Source organism: Flavihumibacter sp. ZG627, from assembly GCF_000814325.1.
Lineage (GTDB): Bacteria > Bacteroidota > Bacteroidia > Chitinophagales > Chitinophagaceae > Flavihumibacter.
In genome coordinates this window covers 163529-182698 of record NZ_JPHF01000006.1, presented here as the reverse complement: position 1 = coordinate 182698, position 19170 = coordinate 163529, and the positions used below count along the sequence as shown (strand labels likewise).

General features: G+C 44.0%; 14 protein-coding genes. 3 read left to right on the top strand and 11 right to left on the bottom strand.

The window, feature by feature from the left end; translation table 11 throughout:
• Positions 1–66 precede the first annotated feature (66 nt).
• The gene (gene nifJ, locus HY58_RS13425) at positions 67–3639 is read right to left on the bottom strand and encodes a pyruvate:ferredoxin (flavodoxin) oxidoreductase (protein WP_082022174.1); all 3573 of its coding nucleotides are present in this window, start codon (positions 3637–3639) and stop codon (positions 67–69) included.
• A gap of 138 nt (positions 3640–3777) precedes the next feature.
• Positions 3778–4203 carry a response regulator gene (locus HY58_RS13420; RefSeq protein ID WP_052324116.1) on the bottom strand — a complete coding sequence of 142 codons (426 nt, stop codon included), beginning with the start codon at positions 4201–4203 and terminating at the stop codon, positions 3778–3780.
• Between the two features lie 173 nt (positions 4204–4376).
• Here HY58_RS13420 and HY58_RS13415 point away from each other — a divergent pair, with 173 nt between their 5' ends.
• Positions 4377–4649 carry a hypothetical protein gene (locus HY58_RS13415; protein ID WP_039132781.1) on the top strand — a complete coding sequence of 91 codons (273 nt, stop codon included), beginning with the start codon at positions 4377–4379 and terminating at the stop codon, positions 4647–4649.
• Positions 4650–4667: 18 nt separating this feature from the next.
• The gene (locus HY58_RS13410; protein ID WP_039132779.1) at positions 4668–5162 is read left to right on the top strand and encodes a hypothetical protein; all 495 of its coding nucleotides are present in this window, start codon (positions 4668–4670) and stop codon (positions 5160–5162) included.
• Positions 5163–5171: 9 nt separating this feature from the next.
• Here HY58_RS13410 and HY58_RS18950 read toward each other — a convergent pair whose 3' ends face one another.
• The 8 genes from HY58_RS18950 to ppsA form a co-directional block, all read right to left on the bottom strand.
• Complete coding sequence (locus HY58_RS18950; protein WP_052324115.1) at positions 5172–6263, bottom strand: adenylate/guanylate cyclase domain-containing protein; 1092 nt, start codon at positions 6261–6263, stop codon at positions 5172–5174.
• Entirely contained in the window at positions 6256–8310 is a 2055-nt protein-coding gene (ppk1, locus tag HY58_RS13400) for a polyphosphate kinase 1 (protein ID WP_039132777.1), read from the bottom strand. Before ppk1 ends, HY58_RS18950 begins: the two co-directional genes overlap by 8 nt.
• 12 nt (positions 8311–8322) lie before the next feature.
• Complete coding sequence (locus HY58_RS13395; protein WP_052324114.1) at positions 8323–9615, bottom strand: Pycsar system effector family protein; 1293 nt, start codon at positions 9613–9615, stop codon at positions 8323–8325.
• A 1-nt stretch (position 9616) separates the two neighbouring features.
• Positions 9617–13255: a BamA/TamA family outer membrane protein gene (locus tag HY58_RS13390; protein ID WP_039132775.1), complete on the bottom strand. Its 3639-nt coding sequence runs from the start codon at positions 13253–13255 to the stop codon at positions 9617–9619.
• Positions 13252–14100, bottom strand: coding sequence for an SdiA-regulated domain-containing protein (locus HY58_RS13385; protein WP_156123689.1), 849 nt, complete (start codon positions 14098–14100; stop codon positions 13252–13254). Before HY58_RS13385 ends, HY58_RS13390 begins: the two co-directional genes overlap by 4 nt.
• Before the next feature lie 112 nt (positions 14101–14212).
• Positions 14213–14641: a hypothetical protein gene (locus HY58_RS13380; protein WP_039132770.1), complete on the bottom strand. Its 429-nt coding sequence runs from the start codon at positions 14639–14641 to the stop codon at positions 14213–14215.
• Between the two features lie 41 nt (positions 14642–14682).
• Positions 14683–14895: a hypothetical protein gene (locus HY58_RS13375; RefSeq protein WP_039132769.1), complete on the bottom strand. Its 213-nt coding sequence runs from the start codon at positions 14893–14895 to the stop codon at positions 14683–14685.
• Between the two features lie 143 nt (positions 14896–15038).
• Positions 15039–17528, bottom strand: coding sequence for a phosphoenolpyruvate synthase (ppsA, locus tag HY58_RS13370; RefSeq protein WP_253271570.1), 2490 nt, complete (start codon positions 17526–17528; stop codon positions 15039–15041).
• Between the two features lie 79 nt (positions 17529–17607).
• Here ppsA and HY58_RS13365 point away from each other — a divergent pair, with 79 nt between their 5' ends.
• Positions 17608–18192: a c-type cytochrome gene (locus tag HY58_RS13365; RefSeq protein ID WP_039132764.1), complete on the top strand. Its 585-nt coding sequence runs from the start codon at positions 17608–17610 to the stop codon at positions 18190–18192.
• Between the two features lie 64 nt (positions 18193–18256).
• Here the strand turns inward: HY58_RS13365 and HY58_RS13360 are convergent, their stop codons facing one another.
• Positions 18257–19165: a DUF1338 domain-containing protein gene (locus tag HY58_RS13360; protein ID WP_039132901.1), complete on the bottom strand. Its 909-nt coding sequence runs from the start codon at positions 19163–19165 to the stop codon at positions 18257–18259.
• Positions 19166–19170 lie beyond the last annotated feature (5 nt).

Below are 19170 nucleotides of genomic sequence, written 5' to 3'. Positions count from 1 at the left end.
CCCCCGTTCAATAAAAAAAGAGGCTGTCTGGTTAGACAGCCTCTTTGGTTCAGGGCCTTAGGGGAATCATAGGGAAGTAAGTGTGCGAAGGCGATCCCATTTTTCCTTCTTGGCTTCATCAGCCTGCTTAAGGAATGATTCGGCCAGTACAGGGTCCTTAGCCCTGATCATCTGGAAGCGGTTCTCATGGTACATGAATTCAGCTAATTCCATCGTTGGCTCTTTTGAATCAATTACAAATCGTTGTCCCTTTGGCTTGGAAGGATTATAGTGGAAGAGCGGCCAGTAGCCAGACTTAACGGCATTTTCCTGCTCTTCAGCTCCATGTCCCATATCAATTCCATGGGCTATGCAATGCGCATAGGCAATGATCATTGATGGTCCGGGGAAAGCCTCGGCCTCCAGTATGGTCCGGATGGTATGACTATCATTGGCTCCCATCGCAATTTGTGCTACATAGGCGGTGCCATGGGCAATGGCCTGCAGGGCAAGGTCTTTTTTACCGGTACTCTTTCCATTCACAGAAAATTTGGCACTGGCACCTATGGGGGTTGACTTGGATTTTTGTCCGCCGGTATTGGAATAAACTTCTGTATCCATCACGAGGATATTTACATTCTCCCCGGTTGAGAGTACATGATCGAGTCCGCCGTATCCAATATCATAAGCCCATCCATCACCACCAATGATCCACATTGATTTTGCCGCGAGGAAATCGGCCAGGTGCATCAGGTTTTTGGAAGCAAAAGTTGGATTGGCAGAAAGCACCTGCTTAAGTTCTTTTATACGTTCGAGTTTGGCTTTAATATCGGCTTCTGTAATTTCCGGTGCATTCACCAGTTCATCCACCAGGTCTTCGCCGATCTCTTCCTTCATCTGGTGCAGCAGTGAAACGGCATTATCACGTTTACGGTCATTCGCCATTTTAATACCCAGACCAAATTCGGCATTGTCTTCAAAGAGGGAGTTGGCCCATGCTGGTCCGCGGCCCGCCTTATTCATGGTCCACGGTGTTGTTGGAAGATTGCCACCAAAAATAGAAGAGCAACCGGTAGCATTGGCAACGATCATTCTTTCGCCGAACAATTGCGTGAGCAATTTGAGATAAGGCGTTTCACCACAGCCACTGCAGGCGCCGGAGAATTCAAACAGCGGCTGGAAGAACTGAGATCCTTTTACTGTATTGCGGTTCACCCTTTCGCGGGCAACTTCAGGGATGGTAAGGAAGTATTCCCAGTTTTGGATTTCTGCTTCCTGGATCCCACCTTTCTCATAAAGGTTGACTGCTTTATGATGTTCGTCGGTTTTGCTGGTGATGGGACAAACAGCAACACAGAGATTACATCCGGTGCAATCTTCGGTAGAAACCTGGAGGGTATAGGCCTCTGTTGTTTTATCCCACTCCTTACCTACCGGGTCCATATGTTTGAAGGTGGATGGCGCTGCTTCAAGCAAGGTCTTATCATAGATCTTGGCGCGGATGGCAGCATGGGGGCAGATCATCACACATTTATTACACTGCGTGCATAAAGATGTATCCCAAACCGGAACAGCATCTGCGATATTTCTTTTTTCCCACTGCGTGGTACCGGAAGGAAATGTACCATCAACCGGGAAGGCACTAACAGGCAGGTCGTCGCCATTACCGGCAATGATCTTACTCAATACATCTTTCACGAAATCGGGTGCTGCATCGGGCATCATGCCTTCAAGCGGAACATTACCAATTTCAAATCCGCTGTAATCGATCTCGAATAAATTGGCCAGGGTCTTATCAACGGCTTCATAGTTCTTCTGAACTACTGCTTCTCCTTTTTTCCAGTAAGATTCATAGATGGCTTCCTTGATCTTAGCGATGGCTTCTTCGCGGGGAAGGATATTACTGATGGCGAAGAAACAGGTTTGCAGGATGGTGTTAATACGTGATCCCATACCGGCCTCACGGGCAACAGCATGCGCATTGATGGCATAGAATTTCAGTTCCTTTTCTACAATCTCTTCCTGGATCTTGCGGGGTAGTTTTTCCCAGAGTTCTTCTTTATCATAAGGAGCATTCAGCAGGAAGGTAGCGCCATGCTCTGCATCTTTCAGGATATCGTAGCGTGTGAGATAATTGAAATGATGGCAGGCAATGAAATTGGCTGAATTGATCAGGTAGGCACTCTGGATGGGATGTTTACCAAAACGCAGATGCGATACCGTTAGAGAGCCGGATTTTTTAGAATCATAAACAAAATATCCCTGTATATAATTATCTGTTTTGGTTCCGATGATCTTGATAGAGTTCTTATTGGCACTTACTGTACCATCGGCGCCCAGTCCAAAGAACAGTCCCCTGAACAGGTGTTGTGCATCAAGGGAGAACTGCTTGTCATACTCGAGGTTGAGGTGTGTAACATCATCGTCGATACCAATGGTGAAATGTTTTTTAGGAGATTCTTTCTGTAGCTCGCTGAAGATGGATTTAACCATGGCGGGCGTAAATTCTTTAGAGGAGAGACCGTACCTGCCGCCGATGACGCGGGGATTAAAATCAGAAGCTTCGGCATTCAGGGCGTTCACCACATCCATATAGAGCGCTTCCCCAATTCCATTGGTTTCTTTGCTGCGATCTAGCACCGCGATGGAAGAAACTGTTTGAGGAATAACGGAAAGGAAATCTTTGATAGAGAATGGGCGGAACAATCTGATGATCAATACACCGGTTTTTTCACCACGGCTGTTAAGATAGTCGACCGTTTCCTTCACTGTTCCTGATCCGGAGCCCATGATAATGATCAGCCTGTCGGCTGCTTCATGGCCATAATATTCGAAGAGTTGGTAGCGCCTGCCGGTGAGGGTGAAGAGCAGGTCCATTTTTTCTTTAACGATCTCGGGTACACGGTTATGGAAGGTGTTGGCTGCTTCCCTGTTCTGGAAATAGACATCGGGGTTTTGAGCAGTACCGCGAATGGATGGATTATCGGGAGAGAGGGCTCTGCTGCGATGGGCATTCACGGCATCAATATCTATCATCTCTTCAATGCTTTCATCTGGAATAACTTCCAGTTCTCCGAGTTCATGGGAGGTACGGAAGCCATCAAAAATATTCATGAAAGGTATCCTTGCATTAAGGGTGGCTGATTGGGATATCATAGCCATATCCATCACTTCCTGGGGAGTATTGCCGAATAACATGGCAAAGCCCACTGAGCGAACGGCCATTACATCAGAATGGTCGCCGAAGATGGAAAGCGCATGGGTGGCCAGTGTTCGGGCAGCAATATGAAAGACGGCGGGCGTAAGTTCACCGGCAATTTTATACATATTGGGAATCATGAGCAATAAGCCCTGTGAGGCTGTGAAGGTGGTGGCAAGGGTTCCACCCTGCAGTGCACCGTGAACAGCGCCGGCAGCGCCCGCTTCGCTTTGCATTTCCATTACGCGGGGAACCTGTCCGAAAACGTTTTTCATGCCTTTGGCACTCCATTCATCGGCCCACTCACCCATGGTAGATGAGGGTGTGATGGGATAGATGGCACAAACTTCATTTGTTTTATAGGCTATATAGGCCGCGGCTTCATTTCCATCCATAATGGAAAGTCCTTTTTTCTTACCATTGGTAAATGTTGCCGGAGCCGGAATTGCAGCTGTTTGCATGTCTTTCTGGTTTGAATTATTCTGAACCGGAAAGCTAGCCAACTCCGGAACCGCAAAGCATGACCTGGATCAGTTCCAGGACTGTTATTTGACGGTTCGGGTAATGATAATTATAAGGTAAAGGAGTCTTAGTCCGAATTAGCCATGGGCAAAACGGGGCTGGTTATTGCCAAAAACAGTATTTATGGCCCGGTTTAATATCAGCAGGAGATCATCATAGGTATTTGGCTTCACGAGGAAGTCGACCGCGCCTGAGTTAATACTTTCCTGGATATCGCGTTCAGCGCTGGAAGTACTCAGGATGAAAAAGGGGATATTCCTTAACTGCACCATTTTCTTACTCATCTTCAGCGCGCCCAATCCATTGAGCTTTGGCATATTGAGATCGGCTATGATGATACTGGGGAGTTCCTCAGCGGGCCTGTTGGAGAGCCCTTCCATCAGTGCGGTACCATCACTAAAAAAGCTCAGGTCAAAGCTCTGATCAATATCCTTCAGAACTTCCATTATGAGGAACCTGTCATCTTCATCATCATCGGCCACAAAAATTCTAAAAGGTTTCATCCGGTGTGTTTAGGTGAAAGTTAGTGGTACAAATATCGTAGATACAGTTCTACATTGTTAAACAAAAGCTTTGCCATATTCTGTATTCACCCTTGAATATACAAATAGTACCTCAATAATTTTTACACAATTTGGTGGTATGCTGTTTGGATAAGTCCTCCAAATAGCAGTGTATGAAAAAACTAACATTTCCGGCAATTACAGCCATATTGTTTATGGGCTTGACCATGCAGGCGGGATGTGGTGAAAGGGCTGACACGAAAGTTGAGGTGGACAGTGGACTAAATGCCCAGGATTCACTGAATGCAGCAAAATATGCCCAACCTGCATCAGACTATCCCCAGCGTAATCCGCTTTCTAAAACCGGCACGGGGCCCGATTCTTTACATACAAGTATGGATTCATCCTCCAGATCGGTGGACAGTGTCAGGAAACCCAGGAATTAAATTCTCAATTTTTACCTCATGGAAGCACAATACATTTATGAATCAAATGGCCTTACCTTACTGGAGGCCCGCGTCCTTTTCCGGTTGGCCAGCCGGCGTTTATTGGATGTGAACAACTGGCATAAGGTATATGGTGAACCCTCTGCCCGTTTTTCCTTACTTACCAAAGATGGGGATCCGGTGGAAGGGCCGGCCGCCAGTGGTAATTATTTCAACCTGCCCGTATCACAAAAGGGAAGTATGGAAAGTAATAATACGCTCTATGCGGAATTTGAATGTATCAGAAGGTCGGTTGATAAACTGACCGATGAAGAATCTATTTCTATTAAGGTGAGGGCAACTCCGAAGCCAGGCAATGCATATAAACTTCAGATGACCCCTCCTTCTGCCAATTTTATACTACACCGGAAGGGTAATGTTATCAGTGCATTTTTGGTGGCGTTCACTGATTTCACCAAAATGCATTGGAAGAACCTGACGGTGGGGTTAATGAACCATGTATCAATAAGCTGAGTTGCTTACTTATACCTGGAGGGAGTATAATTTGATTTCATTTGACTTGCCCTTCAACTCAACATTGCCCAGGAATTTTACCTGGAAATCTTTCAGGTCACTGAGTTTCAGGAAGTCTTCTGAGAGAAGGAACTTTTCATTAAAATCATTGCAGGCCGACCTGATGCGGGCAGCCGTATTCATGGTATCACCACTCATGGCAAGATCTTTCTTTACCAGCCCGATTTCGCCTATCGTTACCATACCAGTATGAATACCACAGCGGAATTCGGGATTGATCCCATATTCACGACGGTAATGATCACCGTCTTTCTGGATAAGTCTTCTTGCGTCTACGAGCGATCGGATACAACGCTTTACATTTTTGGCATTGGTTGTCCAGGATACAACTATCTCATCCCCCACATACTGATAAATGATGCCCCGGTTTTCAACTAACGCAGTGGAAAGGTCAAAGATAAAATCGCGTATAAAATGGAAATATGCCTGGTGCCCGAGCTTTTCTGCAATGGGGGTTGAATCTTTAAGGTCGATGAACATGACGATCCTGTTCTCCTGCTGCGGTGTTCGGTATCTTCCTGTCAGGATCCGGAAGAAGGTGCCGGGTGCATATTTTTCATACACTTCATACATCACCAGTGTTCCAAAATAAACGATTAACCAGAACACAAGTTTAATGATAAACCAGTTGGTGCGGAACATGATCATAACTGCTGCCGGAACCGCATTGAAAAAATTTTCCTGGTCGTTGTACATGAGGTGGATGGTTCCGATCAACAGGCAGTAAATCAGTACAAAGCCAAGAATGAGTAAGCTGCGGTATAAAAACCGGATGAAAAAGCCTTTAGAGAAATAAATATTACGAAGCTTATACACCATCAAATATGCTGTGGCAAAACTCAGGAAGAATACCACAACTGTTCGCCATAACAGGAGGCCCGGGTCAACAAGATGGGGAGCTATTTTTGGAATAAAAATATCATCAAAGGTCATTACCAGGAACAGCATATCAACAAGGGTCCAGAAGCAAGCCGTTATCAATACCAGCCTGAAACGGTAACGCTGCAGACTATCGCTGAAAAATTTGAATATATCAGGCAAGGGATTGGCTTTCTTTTAGGTAGTTATATATGGCGGTCTGTGAATTGGTACTGGCATCCGGTGTTGGGTAATAAACATTACTGTTCAATGCATCAATTTCTACAGCCCGGTAATTGTCGGCCCATTGGATACTAAAATAGTCAATTAGCTGTTTACTGCAAGCGGGATCAGATATGTTGGCGCATACTTCTACCCGCTTATGAAGGTTGCGGTACATCCAGTCGGCAGAGCCCATATAAACAATAGCATCCTCATCAGTACCAAAAATAAAGATGCGGGAATGTTCAAGGTATCTTCCAACAATCCTTTTTACTTTGATATGATCCTGTAAAGCGGGTTGCCCCGGCACCAGGCAACAGATACCTCTAACAATCAATTGAATCTCCACACCAGCCGCGGCAGCTTTATAAAGTTTCGCGATCATCTCTCTTTCTTCCAGTGAATTGACCTTGATGCGTATCAGGGCTTTCCGGCCTTCTTTTGCTTTTTGAATTTCTTTGCTGATCAATTCATCAAAAGCATCGACCATATTAAATCCAGCCACCAGCAATTCTTTAAAGCCGGGTTTTTCTGTGCCTGGTTTTTGTTTACCGGCCAGGTATCCAAAAAGCTTGTGTAACTCATCCCCTATTTCTTTCTTAGAAGTAAGCAATACATGATCGGTGTAAAACCTTGCTGTTATTTCATTGAAATTACCGGTGCTGATCAGGCAATAATCCTGGGTACCGGTTGATGTTCTCATCCGGATGAGCGCCGTTTTGGAATGTACTTTAATGGCTGCGGAACTATAAACGATCTTAACGCCGGCTTTTTTTAGTTTTTTGCTCCAGGAAATATTATTCTCTTCATCAAATCTTGCTTTTAGTTCAACTACGGCTGTTACCTTCTTGCCATTTTGTGCGGCACTGATCAATGCATTGGCGATATGTGAGTTGGCTGCAATGCGGTATATGGTCAGATAAATCTCCGTGGTATCGGGATGAATGGCGGCCTGGTTGAATAATGCAAGTACAGGATTGTAGCTCTGGTAAGGAAGATGCAGAAGGATATCTTTCTGACGGATGGCATCAAAAATATTTCCACATTCCCAGTTGGCACCTGATCGTAACGGAGTCTGTGAAACTGCTTTAAGTTTTTTTCCGAAATCAGGAAGGTCCATCAGGTGCTTGAGGCTATGGTACCTGCCACCGGGGAACATCTCTTCTTTTTTAAGGCCGAAAGTATGTCGCAGTTCTTTGCGGATATCTTCCGGCATGGCTGCTTCATAAAGAAGCCTTGATGGCATGCCGGTTTTTCGTTTGCTGATCGTCTCTTCCAGTTTTTTAAGCAGGTTGCCGGTGAATTCATCTTCCAGTTCGAGATCTGCATTCCGTGAAAGCTTGAAACTATATGCACCTTCTGAACAATAGCCAGGGAAAAGACAATAAAGATTTTCCCGGATCACATCATCAATGAAAGCGATATGGTCCATACCGTTTAGCCCGGGTAATTCAATAAAACGACTACCATCTTTGGATGGAATATTGACAACGGCCAGATGACCTGAACCATCCTGTTCACTTTTCAAATTGATGATCAGGTAGAGCTGGTCATTTTCCGGAACGAACCTACTCACATCCCCTTTATACAAAAAAACCGGGCGTAAAAAAGACAGTATTCCCGCGTAAAATTTCTCCTTTATAAATTCAATATGTTCCGGAGCAAATGATTCTTTATAATAGAGATGGATACCCTGCTCCATTAATTCTGGTAGGATCTGTTCCTGTAAAATCTGGCCATAGTTCTGGAGCTGGCCGTTTATTTTCTCATACATGGCATGCTGGTTGAGTTGAGCAGCCGCGTTGCTATCATTCTCTGTAAGCGTTACCGGAAGCTTCCTCGCGGCCATTATCACGGGATAGCGCACACTAAAGAATTCATCCAGGTTGGAGGAATAGATAGAGAGAAACTTTATGCGTTCATATAGGGGAAGGTCTTTATTGGTGGCTTCGCTGAGCACCCTTTCATTAAATCCAAGCCAGCTTTCGTCTCTGCTGAAATATTTCATTTTAGGTTGTTCTTATAGGGGGAATTGTGGCGTATTGGCAGATGCATCGCCCGCCTGTTGTTTCCATAAAATTGCTATGATAAAAGCAATGACCGAAACGATGATACCAATCATGAATACATTATAGGCAAGGCGGATCAGGCGATATTTTCTTCCCAGTATCACACCCAGGTAATAGATATCATCAACTACAGAGCCATAAATATAATTGGGATCTTTCATCATAACGCTCATGGCCCATTTGTAGTCTTCATGCGATGAGCGGTAGAAGTTTCCGAAGAAGAGCAGGTTGGTTTTCTTGGAAAGAACATCTTCTTTAATGATAGCACCCTGCGACATTTTGGGTCGGGTACTTAGAATAGCAACAATTATTGTTACCACTGAAGATGCAAGGAATATCAGGGTTGGGATGGTGAGGTGAGGATCTACTTCCAGCCTGCGGAGCAAGACCGATAGAATGATTGAAATAATGATAGCATTTACTGAGATGAGGATATTCGCTTTACCATCGGCCATGGCACTGAGTTCCATATGGTTCTCTGAAGTGAGGCGTAGCATGGTCTGGATACCCTTATTGATAAATGACAGCGAGGTTTTATCATTTTCACCGGAGTTAGCCTGCTGCTTTCCGGGAACAAAAGAAATCTTTGATTTCTTACCACTTTTATCAATCACAGCAACCTCTTGCTCATCTGTATCTGTTTTTTCAACATTGCCTGCAAACTTTTTGATATTCTCTTTCAAACCGGCGTCAAGTTTTTCCTGGCAATACTTTGTAAAATAAAAATGGTCTTTCAGGAATTTTTCAGTGGTTTTCTTCCATCCCTTTGCTTCATATCCATGCGTTTTACGTATTTCACGTTTAAGGTTGCGATTGTTCTCAAAAAATTTATCTGTAGCCAGCTCATACATATCGGCATCGCAGAGTATTTCCTGCACGAGGTTTGTGGGATGGCGGGGAATTTTTGTAGCCAGAATACAATCGGCAATTGCATCAACCATTTCCTGCAAGGCTTCTTCAGCAGTAATATAATCAGTGAAGAAATTCCGCATCAGCTCAACACTTTTTTCTTCATGGTTTTCCGGTTTTGTCAGGAGGTAACCAGTATCATGAAACCAGGCGGAACAAAGTAGGGTGCAATGGTCTTTTTCTTCCAGGTTATAATGCGTTGACATTTCCTCACAGTAACTCGCAACGCTTGCAGCATGTTCAAGATCGTGATAATATAGTGCGCGGTCTTTATGGGTTTCGTACAGATTGGTAACATATTTCTGTACATTCTCGATGATCAGGTCGTATTTCATATTAAAATGTAAAGTTAAGTTTGGTTCCCAGTGTCATATTGATCATCCTGTCTTCTTTGGAGAAGCCCATCAATGCACTCACCATGATCATATCAAAGGGAAGGAAATAAAAGCCACCGCCATAGGAAGGATGCCAACGCCTCGACTCTTCTCCTTCATACCAAACACGGCCAATTTCAGCAAATCCTATAGCGCCAACTGTTCCCGGAAGGATATAGGATTTCAAATTGAACAGCCTGAGCCTCATTTCCATTCCGGTATTCAAATAAGAGCCACCTGCAAACCTGTTCTTACGGAATCCACGAAGGTAGTTATTCGCACCCAGGGTCATCGCCTGGAAGAATTCATAGTCTTTTGACAATATCTTTCCACCACCTACCCTGAACACGCCCACCACTCTTGGTTTTCTTTGTACGCTGGTATAAAGGGTAAGGTCAGATTTCAGGGCCGTATAGTTCTTTGAATGAGAACTCATCCCCAACTGGCTGGTAAATTCAGTAGCCCAATCTACCCCCCTTGTTGGGAAGAAATCACTATTCAGGTTATTGATCAGCAATCGCAGGGTACCCCCGGCATAAGCTTTATTGTTGTGTAACCGCACGCTGTCCAGTCCCACTTCAGCAGGGTACTCCAATATTTTACCAACATTGTCTTTTTGGTTGATCCAGTAATGATTGAAAGTTGGTCCTGCCAATACCTGTAATAAATTTCCGAAATATTTCTTACGAAGAAATACATTTCCGGTAACCATGTTATAGCGGGTGCGGTAATAACGAATATGTTTATCCTGGTCGTATTTAGTGTTATTACCTAATCCAAAGAAATTATTCAGCGTGGGATGTACGTAATCACCTTCTACTATGAGGTCAGCATTTTTAAATGCATCTATAAAACTTCCCCGGTAATTCATTTGATAAGCTCCGTTTGACACGGCATAGAGGAACCTGAATTTCTGGTCATACTTGTAAGGCTCTTTCCGGAAACCGTGCTTCTGTAACCATAGTCCCGTCCCGATCATAAATCCATCTTCATTGTTAAATCCAAGCTGGATGCGGGGGTACTTTGAAATGGGATATTTGAATTCGACGGTTTTGAAGGCATTTACCTCAGGGTTGTCTGAGAGGCGGAGCTTTACATTGCCATCATCAAGAACACGGTTTCCCTCGGGTTTAAAATCGTAGATGAACACACGCGATCTTCCTTTAATATCAAATGAATCTACCCCCTTTCCGCCTATCAGTCTGAAGGAAATTTTACTTTTAACTTCGGGGTTTACCACAAAAATATCGTCACCATTGAAGCCATATATCCTGACGTCTTTTGTAATTTTCGGATCAAAGGTTCTTGTGTAAGTAGTGTAAATTGTATCACCATCTTCTTTAGTATGGTAAACATTCACTTTTATCTTTCCATCAGCTTCTTCAATCTGAATGGTTTCTTTAAGGTTTGTACCTAATACATTTACATAGGAGGCCAGGAAATCGTAATAATCAAGCGCTTCTTTATGGAGAATATCACGTCTGCTTTTCAGGGTTTCCTTCATAATATCACCACCAAAGGCAACTACTTCTTCCGGCATTTTATTCACAGCCGAATCAAGCACTGCATCGGTAACCTGTTTCTGTACATACTGGCTGATACTATCCCATTGCTGACGGTCGAGCTGGTTGAGGAAAATGCGGTCAAAGTCGCGGGCAGAAAATGCCAGGTATTCTTCTTTCGGCATTTTCTTAATAAATCCTTTCAGGAAAGGCATCCTGTTACGGGACAGGTACCATGGTAATACACCATCAGATTTGAACATGGCAATATCACGATCGCGGGGAATAGGCCTATAAACATCGTCATTTGTCTTAACCCATTTCCACTGGTCAAAGTGGCGGTCCCAATCAGCGATAAGCATATCCAGCAATCTTGCTTTCAGGGTAGTGGGCTGATCGATACTGTTCTGTGGTTCTTCAATAATTTTAGTGATCACTTTCGCAGTACTCTTGTCGTCATCAATTTTATCAAGTGGGTTCGTTTTTTCGAGGAAGGCGATCTTGTCTCCCATCACTCCGCTATATTGGCCGAGATAAGATGTTTTGGGAATATAATATAGCTGTGGACTTGTTACTGTTACTCCAATTGCCTGGGCAATAGGAGGAACCACGAGCGGCGCATAGGGATGGGAGGCGGAGATCATGTCCTGCACAATATCTTCTCCAAAAGTTCCTCTCAGGTTAGATGGAATGGCCTTGCCCGGATCTTTGTCGATTGTCCTGAGCTTGTATTCAACACCATTCTTATCAATTAGATTGAGGCTCTTGGTTTGCTTACCACCACCCATACTTTCAACATCAAAACCGCGGGGATCCTTACGCACATTGAATACTTTCATTTTAACGGGTGTACTCCACTCCTTCCGGTAATTGGTACCCAGCATCCAGCGCTGCATCGGCTTTGGATTATTATACAATTCACTGGCAATTACCAGCACAGAATCCGGACCATCATAATAAACAACTTTAGCAGTTCCACTATCGGTTTCTGGTTTGTTCTGAACAGTGAAATTCAGGAGGGCACCCTTATGTGCCATATGAATGGAATCAGGTTCCACTTCATAGAAATTAGAATATACATTCTTATTTCTGGCCACTTCCAGAACAGCAAAGCCAAGCTTTGATGAAGTAAAGGTTGAATATTTTGAATTGGACACGCGGGTAGTTTTGCAACCGGCACCACTAACAATATAATAATGGGCTGTATCTTTTATCTCCTGGAGATTGTGTTCATGCCCATGTACAAAAATAACATTGGGATGCTTTTTCATAACCCCTTCTATGCTATTGATCATTCCATCATACTCAGGATGTTTCATATCCTGTGGTGTACCAAAAACACTGCGTGCTATAGGATAAACCGAACCCAACAGAGGTAAGGGTAAATATAAATTCTTATTAAGATCAGTAAAGGGGAAAAGGTGTTGCTTCCAGGTGAAAAAACCCCCATGAATACCATTACTACGGAAAGGATGGTGGGCAGCAAAAATGATCAGCTTTTCTCCGTTCTTTTCAACAATATCCTGGAGTTCGTTTAATACATCTTCACGGGTCTTAGTGGGACAATCCGATTCGATAGTAGGTTTGGAATTGGTATGGATCCACCACTGGCTGTCAAACAATACCATCATTACATCTTTATTGAGTTTGACGGCAACAGGCCCGGGACAGCCATCTTCCGGTTGAAAATGAATTTTAGGGTCATTCAGAGATCGCACATATTGTTGCTCACGCACTACGGCATTCCAGCCGTTTGGACTTCCGTTGTTCCAGTCGTGGTTACCTGGAATCATAAAGACACTTGCTCCCGTGTTTTTCGCCACCAGCAATTGTGAATCAAGCTGAACTTTAGCTTCCATATAGGTGAGCATCTGTTCATCTGGCAGACCATCTTTATATAAGTTATCACCAAGATATAATACGGTGGTATTGCTATCCAGTTTAATATTCTTCTTTACAGCGTCTACCACCGGCTGCCTGCCATTTACCAAAGCACCGGCATCTCCAATCAGAACGATTCGGGTTGTTATGCTATCTTTTTGAGCTAACAGCGATAAAGGGAAAAAATAGGCAGTTAAAATGATTAAATACTTCCTCATGGTTTTGCATTATAAGAATAGAAAAGAACATTGCCTGTTCCTATATCAGCAGCTTCGTTGGATATAAACATATCTCCTTCCTTACTGAAACTAATTCCTTCTGGTTGTTTATAATGTTGTTCGTTTACTTCGTAGGCTTTTAAAGGGGTGCCGGATCTGTCGGCTACAACAATCATTTTATTAATTGCAGATACAATAAAGAGCTCACCGGTTTTGGGATGTAAAGCAGCGGCGCTTGGTTTAAACCTCATCTTTTTTTTGCCCACCATACCGGCGATTGATTTTACATCAATCATAAAACCTTCGGCATATACCTTGTTAAGGGGATCAAATTTAATTGCAGTAAGGGCAGATTTTTTATCTGATTCACAATCCTTGCAGATGAGGTATAAATTCTTATCGGATGGATCATAGTAAAGAATCTCATATTCGCCTTTAAATGTTTCAGGTATCTGTGATTTTGTGACTGACAATGAATCGTAAGCGGCAAATCGAATAGTAAGGATGCTGCCATCACTTACCAGCACATAAAAGGTACTGTCTACCAGTACCACATCTTCATAATCACCGGGAGGACCAAACTTCCACATGCCGGAGGAATCTGGTTTGTTGAGACGAATTTTATGAAGGAAGCCGAACTCATCATTAATGGCAAAAAGAGAAGTGTCCTTATCGTAAAATGCGATTCCGGACACTTCTGAGAGTGATAAAGGGAGATTGATCAACAAGGGGTTTTCCAGATTAAATCCGTTGATGCTATACATAACACGACCTTTTCCGGGCTTTTCTTTTTTTCCTTTTTCATCATTTTTGTGTTGGCAGGAAAAATGTAAAAGGCTTAACATAAGGGATATAAGTCCTATTATGTAGTTTAATGGATTAATATGGTTGGATGAAAATTTCATGATCCAAAAAAATGGCCTTCACAGGCCATTTAAAGTTTAAAAAGATATTTAATTAGTCCTGTTTAACTTTCTTGCCGTCTTCGTCTATCTTGGTCTTCGTATCGCCATCCTTGATCTTTATATCGCCATCCTTTTCAACTTTCATTTTGTAATCATCGCCTTTGATCTTGTATTCATCTTCATCGGCTTTGATCTTCATATCACCAGAGAGGATATACTTTCCTTCGCTGGTACGAACGATCTCTCCATTTACAACTTTTCCATTGGCACCATACAAAGTATCATTGGACCTTGTGTCTACATAGAAAGTAACGGGCTCGCCGGTTTCTGCATTAACCATTTTACCGGTTGCATCGTCTTTCTTTACTTCGATTGACTTTCCTGTTTCCAGGTCTACATAAGTAGCTTTTGAATCACTGCAGGCCACAAATAACAGGGAACCTGCGGCGATTGTAAGGAAACTAAAGATTTGCTTTTTCATATTGTAATGATTTACTTGATTAAAAAAATAATGGGTATAGATTAACTTGATTTATTACCCTTGAGCATACCGATCAGCAGGAGAATGAATACTGCTCCTCCTACGATCCAAACCCATGGTTGCATGTACCAGGTTGGTTCTTTTTTAATATCGATATCAACATCGAGACCTTTATCCTGGGCAAACAAAACCAGGCTTGTCAGCAATCCGGATACACCAAGAATGGAGCTTTTAAAGATGTTTGAGATTTTCATTGTTAGTTGTTTTACCCAACAATAAAAAGAATCAGGCCTATTCTAATTTATGCTCTGTTAAGGTACAAAACCGTAGAATATAAACCCCACCTAAGAGTTTTTAACGCCAATTTGAGTCCATTGAGGAAATGTTTGCACAGTAGTTATATGTATTCCTGCTCGGCAAGGAGGATGTTTTCTATTCCCGCGAGTAATGCATCTGGGGTAAATGAAATGCTGCTGATACCCTCTTCCACAAGGAAACGAGCGAAGGAGGGATCATCGCTGGGTGCCTGTCCGCAGAGTCCAACGGGTATTCCTGCTGCCCTTCCCCTCCTTATTACCAGGGAGATCATTTCTTTAGCGGCAGGGTCCTGCTCATTAAAGAGGGCGGAGATAATAGATGAATCGCGGTCTATGCCCAGCGTTAACTGGGTAAGGTCATTTGATCCGATGGAGAACCCGTCAAAGAGTTTTGCAAATGCAGCGGCCTGGAGCACATTACTCGGAATTTCTGCCATCATATATATTTCAAGGGCAGGATCTATTTTCCGGTCGAGCCCAAATGCTGCCATTACTTCCAAAACCTTCTCTCCTTCCAGTACGGTTCTGCAGAAGGGTATCATGAGCTTCAGATTTGAAAGGCCCATTGTAGTTCTGACCTTCTTCACCGCTTCACATTCAAGCTGGAACCCCTCCCGGTAAAGATCATTATAGTACCTTGATGCACCCCGGAAGCCCAGCATTGGGTTCTCTTCATGGGGTTCGAAATATTTTCCCCCCATAAGTCCTGCATACTCGTTTGTCTTGAAATCACTCATCCTGAGAATAACCGGTTTGGGAAAGAAAGCCGCGGCTATCAGGGCAATGCCTTCGGCCAGTTTATCTACAAAATAATCACGTGCTTTTTCATAGCCTGTAGTAAGCCGGCTGATCTGCTTCCGGATTTCATCGTCTTTTACCTTTTCAGGATTTACCAATGCCATGGGGTGAATCTTTACTGAATGCGTGATGATAAATTCCATGCGCATCAATCCCACCCCGTTATTTGGATAGAAAGAAAGTTGAAAAGCTTTTTCCGGGTCACCGAGTATCATCATCACTTTAGTATGAAGGGGCATATCAATGGCAGAAAGGTCAATAGTTGTTTCTTCCCAGTTAAGTAGTCCCTCGTAAATGAAGCCTGTCTTGCCTTCGCAGCAGGAAACGGTGATCTCCTGACCGTCCTGAAGTTTTGAAGTAATATCATTACAACCAACTATGGCGGGAACGCCGAGCTCCCTGGCTACAATGGCGGCGTGACTGGTTCTTCCGCCTTTATTGGTGATGATGGCAGCTGATTTTTTCAGGATGGGGTCCCAGTCCGGACTGGTATTATCCGTTACCACAATTTCGCCTTCCTGCAGTTTGGATGCCTGTGAAGGATCCGATAAAAGGCGAGCCCTGCCTTTTGCTATTGATGAGCCCACGGCTTGTCCACTTGCAAGAACTTCAGCATGTTGCCTGAGTTTATACTGCGTCATATGGGCAGTATTCTGTTTTGACTGAACAGTTTCGGGCCTGGCCTGCAGAATATAGATACGGTTGTCTTCACCATCTTTAGCCCATTCAATATCCATGGGCCGGTTATAGAGTGATTCAATATCAAGGCACCATTTACCGAGTGTTATGATCTCTGATTCTGGGAGAACAAATTGCTGCTGCTTTTCGGATGGAGTGATTTTCTGGATAGTACCCGTTATGCCGTTTTCATCTTTTTCATATACTAGCATGATACCTTTGTCGCCTTTCTTTTTTTCAAGTATAGGGTTGAAGTTTTTCTGCAGGGATGGTTTAAAGAGAAGGAACTCATCGGGGTTAACAGTGCCCTGCACAATTGTTTCACCGAGTCCCCATACCCCGCTGATATGAATGATATCCCGGAATCCTGATTCGGGCTCGAGAGTGAAGGCTATACCTGAAGCGGAGAGGTCAGACCTTACCATTTTCTGGATACCGGCGCTTAATGCCACCTGGCTGTGCGCATAATGATGGTGCTCGCGGTACTTGATCGCGCGATCGGTGTACAGCGAAGCATAACATCGTTGAACAGCTTCCACTACTTCCTGTTCGCCGGAGATGTGCAGGTAAGATTCATGCTGCCCGGCGAAACTTGCCTCGGGCAGATCTTCAGCAGTAGCACTGCTTCTCACGGCAACTTCTTTTCGGGTGCCGGAAATCAATTCGCGGTAGGACTGTGCAATTTCGCCACTCAGGTCGGGGGGCATTTGCGCCGCAAGAAAAAGTGAACGGATAGCAGCGCCGGTTTCTCCAAGGTTATGATAATTGGTACGGTCTAAACGGGCCAGGGCATTAGCAATCGGCTTTTCCAATGCATTATAGGAAAGAAAATAACGGAATGCCATCGCAGTGGTGGCAAATCCATCCGGCACCATGATACCCGTAGAAGATAATGACCGGATCATTTCTCCGAGGGAGGCGTTCTTACCTCCCACCAGGGCAACATCTGTTGCTTTAATATCCTTAAATGGTATGGTAAAGCCTTTCATAGCTTTTCCACAATCTAACCTAATATTGACCCATAGCCGATGATGACTGTCACGTGCATGGGTGAACTTTCTCAATTCATCGCGGCAAATGCTCAACCCATACATATTACTACCTGCTGCAGTTTCATTTTGCTTAATTTTCCAGCTAAATTATAAACCTGATTAACCATTAGAAATTATCAACATGAAAAAGAAATTCCTTACTGCAGGAGCGTTGGCGGCATTGTTAATAACCGGTATAGTTGCCTGTTCCGACAGTTCCGGCAATACTGCGAAAGTTGCTGATGCACCGGCAGAAGAGATGCTAACCCGGGGAGAATACCTGGTGAATACCATTGGTTGTGATGACTGTCATACGCCAAAGAATTTTGGTCCGAATGGTCCAATACCGGATATGGCCAATCGCTTTGCGGGTCACCTGGCCGACAGGCCAACTGGCCCTATTGATACTGCCGCTTTATCAAAAGGATGGGCTTTATTCGGACCTGAACTAACGGTGGCCGTTGGTCCATGGGGAGTTAGCTATGCCGCCAATATCAGCTCAGATAGTACAGGTATCGGAGCATGGACATTGGAGCAGTTTACAAAGGCACTCCGCGAAGGCAAGTACAAGGGACTTGATAATAGTCGCCCGATGCTTCCACCCATGCCCTGGTATAATTTTGCGAAACTGAAGGACGATGATATTGAAGCAATTTTCACCTACCTGAAAGCAACCAAACCAGTTAAGAATGTAGTTCCAGCTTATAAGCCATTAAGTGCTTTATAAAAGAATTTGACGGAAGCTCTGCATTGGCAAAAACGCGGATGAATTGTAAAGGTAAGGCTAAGGATCAGCCTCCTTTGGAGGTTTGTGTTGAATAAGTGCTCTCAAAGATCTTGTCGGCATTACCCGCCTCAAAGCCTTCGCGCCGGTGTTCGCGCTGAACCTGGTGGAGGGGAAGATGGGCAAATTCATCCAGCAATTTCCTTTCGGCAAATTCAACATAAGAGCCTGCAATATCTCGCTGCTGTCCATCCGTAAAAACAGCCTTTACCATTTTTGCAACGGTGGACGACTGGGCCAGCTTTCCATCCGGACTGGTTTTAATTACACCACCAGAATCATTAAGTTTGAACCCGTTGCGCAGAAGAAATGCATTGAAGCCTTTCATGGTATCATACCCAGTCGGGAGATTGTGAACGCTAACAGTAAAATGATTCAGGTAATAACGATTATAGATGACCCAGGCGGCATATTCACTTTCCCTGGAAAGCGTTTTAAAATCTTCCCATGTTGGAGTTCGCCAGAGGCCGCTGTGCAGGAATTCATCAACTGCTACCGGGTCATTCAGATCAATATTATCAACCGGATCTGAGGTTACCGTATCTGTATAGGAATGAATTATCTGCCGGGCTTCGGCAGATAATTCATTTACCCTTAATTCACTGATGAAAATACGTGGGAACTCAGGTGAAGGGGGTGCATACCAGTAGGCGTCAAGTTTTTTCTCAGGGAAAAAATAGTGATCCCTTTTCTGGTAACCAAAATGCATCCATATTTTTTCAAGGGAGGCTATGCCCAGGTGGGGAACACCCATTGTGCGGAAGGCAATATGGTCATTCTCGATTTCATTGGCATTGGAGATCATTCCCTCCTGAATCATGGCATCAATTACAGCCTGAACATCAGGCACCCTTTCCTGGTAGCGGCGCATTAATCCCGATAATACTTGCTCTAACCCGGTATAATCCCTTTTCATCTTCA